We start from the raw sequence: 12,194 nt of genomic DNA, 5'->3' as shown, positions 1-12,194 counted from the left end.
AGAAGTAGTCGTTCCAATGCCAGACCACCGAGAAGATCGAGAACGCCAGCAAGGCAGGCATGGCCGTGGGCAGCATCACGCGCCAGACGATCTCCAGCTCACCCATGCCGTCCAGCCGCGCGGCATGGATCAGGTCGTCGGGCACGGTGCGAAAGAACTGCCGCATCAGGAAGATGCCGAACGCCGACACGCTGAAAGGCAGGATCAGCGCGCCCATCGTGTCGAGCAGACCTGCGTGGTACAGCATCACGTAGAGTGGGATGGCCGTGGCCTGGTACGGCACCATGAGCGCAAGCATCACCAGGCGCCATGCCCACGGCTTGCCGCGGAACGACAGCTTGGCGAAGGCGTAGGCGGCAGGCAGCGCCACCAGGATCTGAAGCACCAGGATCCCCGCGCAGACGAGAACGCCGTTCCACAGGTAGCGCAGCAAGGGGACCTTGGTCAGCGCCAGGGTGTAGTTCTCGACCGCGGCAAAGCGCGTCGGAAAGAGATGGATCTCGCTGCCGAAGATTTCGTCGGCGGGCTTGAGCGAGGTCAGCACCATCCAGATGAAGGGCATCAGGAAGACGAGCGCCACGGCCATCAGGACCCCGTGGCGAAGGATCCGAAAGGAAGGAGAAGGACGTTTCATGCGTAGTGCGTCCGGCGCTCCAGCGCGGCGTGCTGGATCTGGGTCAAGAGGAAGATGCCTGCAATGAAGACGACCGTCATGGCGCTGGCGTAGCCCATGCGGAAGAAGCTGAAACCTTCGGTGTAGATCGTGTGGAGCAGCACCTCGGTGGCCTTGTTCGGCCCGCCCTTCGTGAGCACATGCACGGTGTCGAAGACCTGCAGGGCGCGGATGGCGCACACGGTGATGACGAACAGGGTGGTGGGGCCCAGCAACGGCCAGGTGACGAAGCGGAAGCGATCGAAGGGGCGTTCGATGCCGTCGAGTTCTGCCGCATCGCGCACGTCGCGAGGAATGCCCTGCAAGCCGGCCAGGAAGAACACCAATGCCAGCCCCGACATCTGCCAGATGCCGATCGCGGCGAGCGAGTACAGCGCGAGCCGCCGGTCGTTGAGCCAGTTCTGGGGCGAGAGGCCGACCTGCATCAGCAGGTGATTCACGAGCCCGGCGCTCGGATGCAGCAGGAACTCCCACACGACCGCCATGGCGATCAGCGTCGACGCGGCCGGCATGAAGAAGGCGGTTCGGTAGAAGCCGCGTCCCGACCGATCGGACTCGATCAACAGCGCGAGGCTCAGGCCCAGCACGATCGAGCCCCCGGTGACGAGAACAAGGTAGACGAGGGTGTTGGCGACGGACTTGCGGAACACCGCGTCCGACCAGAGTTCGGCGTAGTTCTGCAGGCCGACCCAGTTCAGCGTGGTCGCGCCGAACTGCCAATCGGTCAGCGACATCAGAACGACGGCCAGCACGGGGATGAACAGCAGAACCGTCGCAAGAAGTCCCGCGGGTGCGAGAAGCGACGCTGTGGAGAGGGGATGGATGCGCATCGTCGGCTTTCAGGCAACCCGGGCCAGGACGTCGCATCGATCGATCGACAGGCGCTGACCGCCTGCGTCGAAGACATGCAGCGCTTCCCACGGGACCGTGACCTCGAACTCGGCCCCTGCGCGCGCAGCCGTGCCGGCCGGGAGGCACACGATGCAGGCCTCGCCCTGGCTCGGCAGGGTCAGCGTGGCCATCAATTCGGTGCCCGCATATTCCACATGGCCGACCACGCCGCGCACGGTGAGGCCAGGCGCCCTCGCCAAGGTGACCGCCTGGGGCCGGAAGGCGACATGGCAGGGTCCGCTGTTCCCCGGGGTAGCCGCGATGCGTTGCGCCAGGCAATGGATCTCGCCGTTGGCGAGGATCTCGCCCGGCACGACGTTGATCCGCGGCGCGCCGACGAATCGCGCGACTTCGAGGCTTCGGGGTCGCATGTACAGATCTTCGGGTGGCGCGACCTGAAGGATGCGGCCTTCGCGCATGACCGCGACACGGTCCGACATGGACATCGCTTCATGTTGATCGTGGGTGACGTAGATGAACGTCACGCCCAACTGGTCGTGAAGCTGGCGGATTTCGGCGCGCAGCGCATGCCGAAGGTTGGCGTCCAGGTTCGAGAGGGGCTCGTCGAACAGGAAAACGGAAGGGTGGCGAACCATCGCACGCGCCAGGGCAACGCGTTGGCGCTGGCCGCCTGAGAGATGCGCCGGCTTGCGATCGAGCAATCCGTCGATGGCGAGTCGTCGTGCGACCTCCTGCGCGCTGGCATGGATGTCGGCGAGCCGTCGCCGCACCCCGGGGGACACCAGGCGTGCCCCCGGCAGGCGACCCCAGAATCCGAGGCCACGCATCACCAGTGGCATCGAGATGTTCTCGCGGACTGTCATGTGGGGGTACAGCGCATAGGACTGGAACACCATCGCGCAGTCCCGCGCGCTGGGCGACAGGGCGAGCAGGTCGCGGTCTCCCATGCGGATCGTGCCCGTGTCGGGCGTGTCCAGGCCGGCGATCAGCTTCAGCAAGGTGGACTTGCCGCAACCGGATGCGCCGAGCAGGGTGAGGAATTCGCCGTCGCGCACGGTCAGGTCGAGTTCCTGAAGAACGGCAGCGCTGCCGAAGCGCTTGGTCAGGCCCGAGATCTGGATGTCAGACATGGTGAGTCGTCTCCGCCGTTGACTGAGTCGATGTCCGGGCGGCCATCCAGCTGTGGAATTCCGCGTAGTCCGAAAACGCGACGACGTACGGGCGCAAGTCGTCGGGGTTGGCCGCGTAGCCGCCCAGGTGAGCCGCCAGCCGTACGCCGGCGGCCTGGGCACATGCCGCGTCGATGCCGGAGTCCCCGACGAAGAGAACCGTCTGCGGCGTCGCGCCCAGTTGGGTGAGTGCGAGGTGCAACGGCGCGGCGTCCGGCTTGGGATGCTCGGCATCGCCCAGGCCGACGATCACATCGAAGAAGCCGGTGAGTGCTGCCTTGTCCAGCAGCGTGCGTGTCGAGTCCTGATCGCGGTTCGTGCAGATCCCCAGGGCGATGCCCTGCGAACGAAGCATCGACAGAAGCTCGAGAGCACCGTCGTATGCCACCGCTTTGTGCAGCCAGTGCGATGCATAGCGTTGCTGGAAGGCCTTCTCGAGGCGCGAGGCCAGCGCGAGTGGCACAGACGCTGTCTGAAGCCGGAGCGCGCTCTGGAAGAGGGCGGTGATGCCCTGGCTCAAGGCCGGACGAAGATGCTGCGGCTCGATGGCCTGCAATCCGGCCAGCACAAGTACCTCATTGGCCGCCGCTGCGAGGGAGGGAAGGGTGTCGAAAAGGGTTCCATCGACATCAAAGACGACTGTTCGTATTTGATCGTTAGTGTTCATGAACTGGATGTTACGAACATGATGAGTCAAACTCGTGACAAATACGGGCGGTACAGTTTCCGCACCGATCACGCGCACACCTCGCGCGTCAACCGTCCTGAGATGCAAGAAAACAGATGCTCAAAGCAGCTCGCCAGAAAGAAATCGTCGCCCTGTTGCAAGGAGGGGGCGTCGTCGAAGTCAGCGTGCTGGCTGAGCGTTTTCAGACCTCGCCCATCACCGTGCGGCGCGACCTCATCGAATTGCAGGAGCGGGGTGTGCTGGCCCGCACGCGAGGAGGGGCGATTCCCGGCAACGAGGTGTATGCGGAGGGTTGGGCGCGTTACGAGAGCGTGAGCTACGCGGAGCGGGAGAGGGAAAACTACCGCGAGAAACGAGCCATCGCAGAACTCGCAGCCCAATCCGTGTCGGACGGTGATTGCATCCTGGTCAACGGTGGGACCACCTGCCGACACCTCGCGGAAGCGCTGCGAGGTCACCACCATCTTCACGTCGTGACCAACGGACTCACCGTCGCGATGGAGTTGAGGGTCGGCAGGGATTCATGTAAAAAACCGCAGAAACGAACTTAACCCTATGATTCCATTGGAATAATGGTGGCCTCGAAATCCAGTCGTCCGATCTTCCGCCGGAAGTCGAGTGTGTAGTCCCCAAACCGATTGATGTGGGCCGTGCGGAACGGCGCGAGGCCACCCAGGATCTCCGGCGTGATCTCGGTGCCTTCGTCGCGAAGCTCTCGCAGTACACGTGTCATGCCCACCACGTTGTGCAGGATGATCATGTTGGCCACGAGGTGGTTGTACTTGATCACCTTGCGCTGCTCGTGCCGGATGTTCTCGGCAATGATCCCCTCTCCCCCGAAAAACGACCAGCCGGCAAAGCCGTTGAACTGCTCGCTCTTGTTGGTTTCGGCGTGGATCACCTTGCGCAGTCCGACGTCCCCGATGTAGCTCAGCAGGAACATGGTCCGGATGACTTTGCCGAGTTCGACGAACGCGAAGTACAGCTTGTTCTTGCGGCTGTAGGTGCCGAGCCGGCGCAGGATGGCCGATGGCGTGATCTTCCCGGTCTTGATGGACACAGCCACCCGCAGCATCGCCGGCAAATGCAGTTCAATCAACTGCCAGTCGATCACGTCGCTGAACAGCGCATTGATGTTCTGGTACACAGCGCCCGCCTGCGGGCGATGGAACTTCAGATCCTGAATGCCCCGGATGCGCGGCATGAGCTGGATGCCAAGCAAGTGAGCCAGCGCAAAAACCGGGTAGCTCTGTGCCTGCGTGTCACCGTGGATCGTGTCGGGCCGAATGTCGGACTCGTTGCTCATCAGCCCATCCAGGATGTGGATGCCCTCATAGGTGCCACAAGAAATGAAGTGACTGAACAGTGCGATGAACTTGTCGGAGACATGGTAGTAGCCGATGCCGCCGTAGCCGCCATAGCGGATGTGGTGCTCGGACAGCAGGTTTTGCTCGTACAGGTTCCACTTGGTGCCATCGGCCGACGCATGCTTGCCGGTGCCCCAGTAACCGGGCAGTTCGAACTTGTTGTAGGCGTTGATCACCTTGACGATGGCCTTGTCCAGAAGTTCCTCGCTAACGTACTTCAGGTTCAGCCAGGAAATCTGACGCCGGCTCAGACCTTTGATCGATTTGGCGGTCTGAACGGGTCCCAGGTTGCAGCCATAGCAGAACAAGGTCGTGATCACGCGCATGCGCAAGTCCTCAAGGCGGCTGTCGGTCCCCGCGAGTGGGCGAAACAGCTTGTGAAGGTCCAGCCACCGCTCGGTGTCGATCATCACGTCAACGATGCTGGCCGCCTCCATCCGCTCGGTGATCATGCCGTCGATGCGCGCGGCCGCCTCGACGATGTCGGAGCGCGGTGGTTTTCTGAGGATCAGGCGCCCATCGACGATTTCTGCATGGGCGTTTTCCGGGAAACCGGCATCGATTTCCGTGGCTCGCAGCGCCATGGACGTTTTCAGCTTCGACACGAAGGCGCCGGGCTCCGTCTCGATGCCCGTGACCTGCCCATAGTCGTCCAGCTCGCGTTCAAAGGTTTCGTCGTCGACCAACTGCTCGCGGTAGTCGTCGTAGCGCTCCCCGAACTTGATGAAGAGGTCTCCGGACTTCAGATCGTCCTTGACGGCGTGCATGACGGCCAGCTCAAAATACCGGCGGCGGACGGACTCCGCGCGGCCCTTGCCTGCCGGTTTGACCAGCACAAGCTTTCTCCACTGGGCCGACATCCAGCGCAAATCCGTGTCTTCACTCAGGCCCAGCACGTCCAGCGGCACGGTGTCGGCGCGGTTGTCGCGCAGTTTGGAGAGGGCTTCCATCAGCCGCTCCACCACCAGGTCCTCGCTGCTGGCCTTGGGCGACGCGATGTCGATGCAGTTGAGCAGCTGCGCTCGCACCATCTTGTACGGCTGCAGCAGGAACGGCAGGTGGTTGCGCCCGGCATAGGCCAGGTGCTGTTCGCATTCGTTCAGCAGCTCGTCCACCTCGGCCACCAGGGTCGTGCTGATGGCTTCGACGCGCTGGGTGTCGGTCCCATCCAACTGGTAGGCGCCCAGAATGTCCTTGAGCTGCCCGACCAGCATGTCGGTCTTGTGGACTCGCTCCTGCTGGAAGGACAACAGTTTCTGCCGGGCATTGTTCTCCAGGTTCTGCATCAGGCGGATGAACAGGTCGGCAGCGTCGTCCAGCGACTGGGCGTGCTGCGCCCGGATGAAGATCACCGCCAGCGCATATCGCTTTTGTGGCTTGAGCTCGGCCATCTCGGTGGCATTGAGCGCGCGCGCCAGGAGCCGGAACTGCTTGAGCTTGGGTACCGGAACCTCGGGCTTGGGCAGCAGTTCGACCAGGTGCTGCAGACGCCGGATGTGCTGGATGTAGGTGCGCGTTTCCTTGTTGGTGGGCCGCTTGGGTTCGCGCTTGAGCATTTGCCAGGGGGACGCCGACTCGCCCGTGACCGTCTTGAGCAAGCCATCGATCAAGGCCTTGGTCTGTACCGTCAGTTGCCCGGCGATGGCGGAGAAATGCTGGTTGTTGCTCTTTTCTCGGGCACGAAACGCCATCCGATCCAGCGTCGAGAAAGCGGGCAATTCGTAGCGGTGGTGGACCAACTCCTCCAGCATCACGTTGATGATGTCGGCCACGGCGTGTTTCGTCTCGGCCGCGGTGTCCGCCACCACCTCCAGCCAGGCGTACCCCGCCGGGTTGAGTGGTTTGACGTTCAGGTGGCGGCGCAAGGCTGTGAAGACCACCATGCGCGAGCCCGAGGCCTCAAAGCGCTTGAGGTCCGCCAGCGCCGGCGCCCGCGGAACACCCGCGTGCTGTGCAACGTGTTCCCTGATCACCTGCGGCACATCGGCCAGTGCCAGAAAATACCCCAGGCGCTGGAAAACCTTCAGATGAATCAATGCTGCCACGCGAGGCAACGGCCGTTTGCCGACTCCCGCCACCAGCACCCGTTCTGCTTCGGTGGGTGTGTAGAGGTCGGCCAGCTCCCGCTCAGTGGGGTCAGGCTTCAGATGGGGATAGGCCGTCTCGTGAAGAGTCGTCATTTGCGAGGCCTACTCCGCTGGTGCATCGCGCCATCCGCCATGATTCCCGTCCCTTCAGTCCCAATACGCATCGGTGGCCGGCTCGTGAAACGTGGCCTCCAGCAAGCACTGGTTGTCTTCAGCGATGCGGTACATGTCATCGAGTAAAGCGGCAATCTCCTCTTCCAGTGAATCCCTGGATTCGTAGGGCACGGTCAGTTCGTACCGTGTGCCCTCGGTGTTCAAGCGTTGCATGGCGTAGCGCTCGAAGCAGGTCTGCTCGATCAGCCGCCGGCCTTTCGCCAGACCGCGCGACTGTGGGCTGAACCGGGCCAGCGACACAGTGACGCGCAGGATTGCCGATGGTGTTGAGGGCTCAGGCAGACGGGGCCCTTGGGCCTGTTCCTTGCCCTGCCCGGTCGGCGCGTGCATCGAAGGCGATGGCGACCGATCCGCTGGGGCCAGTGTTGCGAGACCCTCCTCAAACCGGGCCTGAAGTGTGCTGCCAGAGGCATCCAGATAGCGCATGGCCGATTTGACATCCTTCCAGCCCACATACTCCATGAGTTCCTTGACGTCCCAACCGCTGGCACGTGCCCATCCGGCAAATCCGCGGCGCATGGAGTGGCTGCTGTAGGTCTCGGAAGCGGCGACCCCGGCTTCGGTCAAGAGGCTGCGCAACAACGGGATCAGGCTGTTGGCATGCAGCCCTTCTTGACCGATTCGCCCCCAGCGGTCGATCTTGCGAAACACCGGGCCTTGTGTCAGGCCGGCCAGGCTGACCCAGGCATTGAAGGCCGTCACCGGACAGAGGCGGGACAGCGCCGGACATTTGTAGACGCGGCCCTGCATCTGCCGATCGCCCTTGCTGCGACTCAGGTAGCACGACAGCCCTTCGCCAGGCGAGACCTCCACGTTCTCCACTCGCAGGTTGACCAACTCGTCGGATCGGAACCCCCGCCAAAATCCCAGCAGCAGCAGACTGCGGTTGCGGGTGTGGCGAAGCAGCGCCGATCGGTCATCGCAGCGTTCTGCATTGCCGATGGCCAACTCCAGCCATTGATCGATCTGCTGGACGACATCGATCTCAAGGGGTCGTGCGCGCTTTTCTGCAACGGAGTGGACGGAGCGGATGCCTTTGAGAACCTGACGAACCAAGATTGCCTTGGTCGGGTCTGCAAAACCATGATCGACGTGCCAGCGGGACAGGGCTGCGAGTCGCTGCCGAAGGGTGCTGATGGCCAGTGTGGACGCATGATCGGCCAAGTAACGAGAGGTCGCATCTGCGGTTGTTGGCAGCAGGCCTTTCCATTCCACTTCGAAATGGCGAATGGCGGCGGCGTAGCTGCGGCGGGTGTTGTCGCGTTCAGCGGCCTCAATGTAGTGGTCAACCCGGCTCATGACTCCATTGTGCAGGGATCACCGTGGCAGCCGAACCGGGTCAACTCCAACTACACGGCGGAGAATCGCAAGCGCTCGGTTCGGTTTTGGTTTCGGTCGCGGCCTTGCCCCGCGCCAGGAATCGCTGATAACACTCCAGTCCGCAGAAGTGCTCCACATACTCTGCCCCTTCAGGCGTGAAGGCGGCATCGAGAGGGATGTCCTTGCAGCACGCGCAGCAAGAGACAAGATCGTTGGATGGCTCGCTCATGACGGTACTCCTTGTAAAGGTGGTGATGCAGGGTGCATACAGTTCGAACGCAGGTTGCTGAATGTGGCAAGAGTTTCCCTGTATCCCACTTCGATCAGCGCGTCGGCATGATCGAAGTCGAGCAAGCCGACCGATTGTGAAAAATTCGGGCGTACAAGCTGTATCCGGATGTCGCGCGACCTGTGCTGTTGCAAGCTGCACTGGTACTTGGTATCCAGGGCAATCATGAAGCTTCGCAGCAGTATCTTCAGCGGTGAGGCCAGTGCAGTTGAACGCCATGGACAACAAGTGCAAGAGATCATCAGTAGCTCTCGCGCACCGCAATCCAGTGCCTTGTCGAACGGCACGTTGTCGGCGACACCACCGTCCACATGCTGGTGCCCGGCAATCCAGACGGGTGGGAAAGCGCCGGGCAGGCTCATGCTGGCAATCACTGGGTCGATCAGATCGCCTTGCCGCTCGTGATAACAAGACTGGCCAGTCTGCAAATTGGTGGTCGTGATGATCAGCGAATGCTTGAGTTCCTCGAAGCATCTGATGGGGAGTACCTCATGGAGAAGACGTCGCAGCGGGGTGAATGTATATAGCCCCCCTGTTTCGCCTCGCAAGGCTCGCCAGTTCCACGCGAGCACATCGGGTTTTTTCAGGCCTCGCCATAGTTTCGCCAGCTCAGTTGGTGGCATCTCGGCTGAGATCAGGGCGCCGTTCAAGGCTCCCACGGAACTTCCAATTACCAGATCGAACGACACCCCCAGTTCGACGATTGCTTGATAGAAGCCGACTTGCATCGCGCCTCGCGCGCCGCCTCCACACAAGACAAGTGCCGTGTGTGCCGCAGCCTCGGTTTTCACGATCGTTCCCTGAAGGCTCGTAGCAGCCGCATGACGGAAAGGACGAACAAGCCAGTCAGCGCAAGGGCTGCGATGCCCCAGTGCTCCCCGATGAACGCACCAGCCGTTGTGCCGGCCAGCACAATGGCAAGAATCGGTAAATGGCAGGGACAAGTGAGCACGGCCAGCGCGCCCCACAGATAGCCGGTGAACGGCTTGGGTGTTTCGGTGGGCAAGTGCTCGGGGTTGTTCATGACAGACTCTCCACGTGTTGTGCTGGCTCGGTCGGCAGGGAGGCCAACTGCACATCCAGATCGGCCAGCGCCTCGCGCCGGCGTTCAACGAACTGGCGCAGCACGGCAAGCTGCGCTGCGGCCTGGTCGCCGTGCGCCGTATCGAGTGCCCGGCACAACCGAACCAGCGCATCGAGGCCGATGCCCGCCTCGAACGCCGCCCGCACGAAGCACAGACGCTGCAAGGCTGCCTCGTCGAACAGGCCGTAGCCGCCTGGGGTGCAGGCCACCGGCCGCAGCAGTCCGCGCAGCAGGTAGTCGCGCACGATATGCACGCTCACCCCGGCATCAAGGGCCAGCCGGGACACCGTGTAGGCGTTCATCGAACACCTCCTTTTTCTCACCCGGCGCAGCAGGAAAGCTGCTTCACATCCTTGTTGAAGGTCTGCGCCGTGAGTTTCAGTCCTTCGACCATCGTAAGGTAGGGGAACAACTGGTCGGCCAGTTCCTGCACCGTCATGCGGTTGCGAATGGCCAGCGCCGCCGTCTGGATCAGTTCGCCCGCTTCCGGCGCAACCGCCTGCACGCCGATCAAGCGCCCGCTGCCCACTTCGGCTACCAGCTTGATGAAGCCGCGCGTATCGAAGTTGGCCAGCGCGCGCGGCACGTTGTCCAGCGTCAGCGTGCGGCTGTCGGTTTCGATGCCGTCGTGGTGCGCTTCCGCCTCGCAGTAGCCCACGGTGGCCACTTGCGGGTCGGTGAACACCACCGCCGGCATCGCCGTCAGGTTCAGGGCCGCGTCGCCGCCGGTCATGTTGATGGCCGCACGAGTGCCGGCCGCTGCCGCGACATAGACGAACTGCGGCTGGTCGGTGCAGTCGCCAGCGGCGTAGATGTGTTCCACGCTGGACCGCATGCCGGAGTCGATGACGATAGCGCCTTGCGGATTGAGCGTGATGCCCGCCGCTTCCAGATTCAGGCTGCGCGTGTTGGGCGCGCGACCGGTGGCGACCAGAAGCCGGTCGGCGCGCAACTCGCCGTGTGCCGTCGTGAGCACGAATTCGCCGCCTTCATGAGTGACCTGGCTGGCCTGCGTGTGATCCAGTACCTCGATGCCCTCCATGCGAAACGCGGCCGTGACGGCTTCGCCGATGGCCGGGTCTTCGCGGAAGAACAGCGTGCTGCGCGCCAGGATCGTCACTTTGCTGCCGAGTCGGGCGAAGGCTTGCGCCAGTTCCAGCGCCACCACCGATGAGCCGATCACGGCCAGGCGCTCGGGGAGCGTTTCGCTGACCAGGGCTTCGGTGGAAGTCCAGTAGGGCGTGTCTTTCAAGCCGGGAATTGGCGGCACGGCCGGACTCGCACCGGTGGCGATCAGGCAGCGGTCGAACGCCACCACGCGCTCGCCGCCGTCGTTGAGCTGCACGACCAGGCTGTGGCCGTCCTTGAAGCGGGCGGTGCCGTGCAGCACGGTGATGGCCGGGTTGCCCTCCAGGATGCCTTCGTATTTGGCGTGACGCAGTTCATCGACGCGGGCCTGCTGCTGGGCCAGCAGCCGATCGCGCAAGATCGTCGGCGGTGTGGGCGGCATGCCGCCATCGAACGGGCTTTCGCGGCGCAAGTGGGCGACGTGGGCGGCACGGATCATGATCTTGGACGGCACGCAGCCGACATTCACGCAGGTGCCGCCGATGGTGCCGCGCTCAATCAGTGTGACCTGCGCCCCTTGCTCGACGGCCTTCAGCGCTGCCGCCATGGCGGCTCCGCCGCTGCCAATGATGGCGATATGCAAACCGGCGCCTGCCAGTACGTCACGGATTTTTTCTTCATCTTTGAAGTCACCAACCCGGATCAAGCCTTGATAGCCCAATGCGGCGATGGTGGCCAGAATTTGGTCGTGACTCACGGCGGTGTCCGCCATCACCTGTGCTCGGCTTTCGGGATAAGACACCACGGCGGATTTCACGCCAGGTATCTTTTCCAAAGCATCTTGGACATGGGTAGCGCAGGTTGTGCAGGTCATGCCATTCACGGTGACTTCGGTCATTTTTTTACTCCGTTGAATTTCGGGGTGCAGCAGGCATCAGCTTGGCGTTTTCGCTGGATGGCGTAGATGGTCAAGCCGATGAAAATCGCCAACGCAGGCAGCAGCACATAGTCCAGATAGCCGGTCAGCGCGGACAAACCGACCACGCCGAGGAGAATGAAAAGCACCGGTGTGAAACAACACAGTGCCACGAGAGCCGTGCCAATGACGCCGACGCGCAGAAGTGTCTTGGGATCTTTCATGATCAGTTCTTCACCGAAGATGGGTAGCCCGCGTCCTCGGTAGCCTTGGTCAACTTCTGCACGCTGGTCTTGATGTCATCGAAGGTGACGACGGCCTCTCGTTTCTCAAAGGTCACGTCAACCTTGCTGACGCCTTCGACCTTGGAAATCGCTTTCTTGACGGTGATCGGGCATGCGGCGCAGGTCATACCCGGCACAGACAGCGTGACGGTCTGGGTAGCGGCCCACACGGGGGCAATGACGGCGGCGAGCGCGAGGGAGGCAAACAGCTTTTTCATGGTGA

At 62.6% G+C, this 12,194-nt stretch carries 14 protein-coding genes; 1 reads left to right on the top strand and 13 read right to left on the bottom strand.

Annotated features, from left to right (window positions below; translation table 11 throughout):
- The 4 genes from AC0GNO_RS03625 to AC0GNO_RS03610 all read right to left on the bottom strand — a co-directional run.
- Positions 1-634, bottom strand: a 634-nt coding sequence (locus AC0GNO_RS03625; protein ID WP_472902973.1) for a carbohydrate ABC transporter permease, incomplete at its 3' end; no start/stop codon positions are given.
- Positions 631-1,503, bottom strand: a complete 873-nt coding sequence (locus AC0GNO_RS03620) for a carbohydrate ABC transporter permease (RefSeq protein ID WP_026062490.1) — start codon at positions 1,501-1,503, stop codon at positions 631-633. The genes AC0GNO_RS03625 and AC0GNO_RS03620, both read right to left, overlap by 4 nt.
- A 9-nt stretch (positions 1,504-1,512) precedes the next feature.
- Complete coding sequence (locus AC0GNO_RS03615) at positions 1,513-2,655, bottom strand: ABC transporter ATP-binding protein (RefSeq protein ID WP_017405785.1); 1,143 nt, start codon at positions 2,653-2,655, stop codon at positions 1,513-1,515.
- The gene (locus AC0GNO_RS03610; RefSeq protein WP_017405786.1) at positions 2,648-3,361 is read right to left on the bottom strand and encodes an HAD family hydrolase; all 714 of its coding nucleotides are present in this window, start codon (positions 3,359-3,361) and stop codon (positions 2,648-2,650) included. Before AC0GNO_RS03610 ends, AC0GNO_RS03615 begins: the two co-directional genes overlap by 8 nt.
- Before the next feature lie 116 nt (positions 3,362-3,477).
- On the opposite strand from AC0GNO_RS03610, the gene AC0GNO_RS03605 reads away from it, so the two are divergent.
- Entirely contained in the window at positions 3,478-3,933 is a 456-nt protein-coding gene (locus AC0GNO_RS03605) for a DeoR/GlpR family DNA-binding transcription regulator (RefSeq protein WP_472902972.1), read from the top strand.
- Between the two features lie 2 nt (positions 3,934-3,935).
- Here the strand turns inward: AC0GNO_RS03605 and AC0GNO_RS03600 are convergent, their stop codons facing one another.
- The 9 genes from AC0GNO_RS03600 to merP are packed head-to-tail and all read right to left on the bottom strand — an operon-like array spanning position 3,936 to position 12,189.
- A complete protein-coding gene (locus AC0GNO_RS03600) occupies positions 3,936-6,929 on the bottom strand; it encodes a Tn3 family transposase (RefSeq protein WP_472902971.1) in 2,994 nt (997 codons plus the stop codon).
- 54 nt (positions 6,930-6,983) lie between these two features.
- Positions 6,984-8,309: a site-specific integrase gene (locus AC0GNO_RS03595; RefSeq protein WP_472902970.1), complete on the bottom strand. Its 1,326-nt coding sequence runs from the start codon at positions 8,307-8,309 to the stop codon at positions 6,984-6,986.
- A 40-nt stretch (positions 8,310-8,349) separates the two neighbouring features.
- Positions 8,350-8,559, bottom strand: coding sequence for a DUF3330 domain-containing protein (locus AC0GNO_RS03590; protein WP_472902969.1), 210 nt, complete (start codon positions 8,557-8,559; stop codon positions 8,350-8,352).
- On the bottom strand, positions 8,556-9,410 hold the full coding sequence (locus tag AC0GNO_RS03585; protein WP_472902968.1) for a patatin-like phospholipase family protein: 855 nt from the start codon (positions 9,408-9,410) through the stop codon (positions 8,556-8,558). Before AC0GNO_RS03585 ends, AC0GNO_RS03590 begins: the two co-directional genes overlap by 4 nt.
- A complete protein-coding gene (gene merE / locus AC0GNO_RS03580) occupies positions 9,407-9,643 on the bottom strand; it encodes a broad-spectrum mercury transporter MerE (protein ID WP_472902967.1) in 237 nt (78 codons plus the stop codon). Before merE ends, AC0GNO_RS03585 begins: the two co-directional genes overlap by 4 nt.
- Positions 9,640-10,005, bottom strand: coding sequence for a mercury resistance co-regulator MerD (gene merD, locus AC0GNO_RS03575; RefSeq protein ID WP_472902966.1), 366 nt, complete (start codon positions 10,003-10,005; stop codon positions 9,640-9,642). The genes merE and merD overlap by 4 nt, the downstream gene beginning before the upstream one ends.
- 17 nt (positions 10,006-10,022) lie before the next feature.
- The gene (gene merA / locus AC0GNO_RS03570; protein ID WP_472902965.1) at positions 10,023-11,669 is read right to left on the bottom strand and encodes a mercury(II) reductase; all 1,647 of its coding nucleotides are present in this window, start codon (positions 11,667-11,669) and stop codon (positions 10,023-10,025) included.
- On the bottom strand, positions 11,666-11,911 hold the full coding sequence (gene merF / locus AC0GNO_RS03565; protein ID WP_472902964.1) for a mercury resistance system transport protein MerF: 246 nt from the start codon (positions 11,909-11,911) through the stop codon (positions 11,666-11,668). The genes merA and merF overlap by 4 nt, the downstream gene beginning before the upstream one ends.
- A 2-nt stretch (positions 11,912-11,913) precedes the next feature.
- Positions 11,914-12,189: a mercury resistance system periplasmic binding protein MerP gene (gene merP / locus AC0GNO_RS03560; protein WP_472902963.1), complete on the bottom strand. Its 276-nt coding sequence runs from the start codon at positions 12,187-12,189 to the stop codon at positions 11,914-11,916.
- Positions 12,190-12,194: the final 5 nt, after the last annotated feature.

The organism is Hydrogenophaga sp. L310 (genome assembly GCF_055703065.1).
The sequence above is the reverse complement of the archived record's forward strand: the minus strand, read 5'-3'. Positions and strand labels throughout refer to the sequence as shown.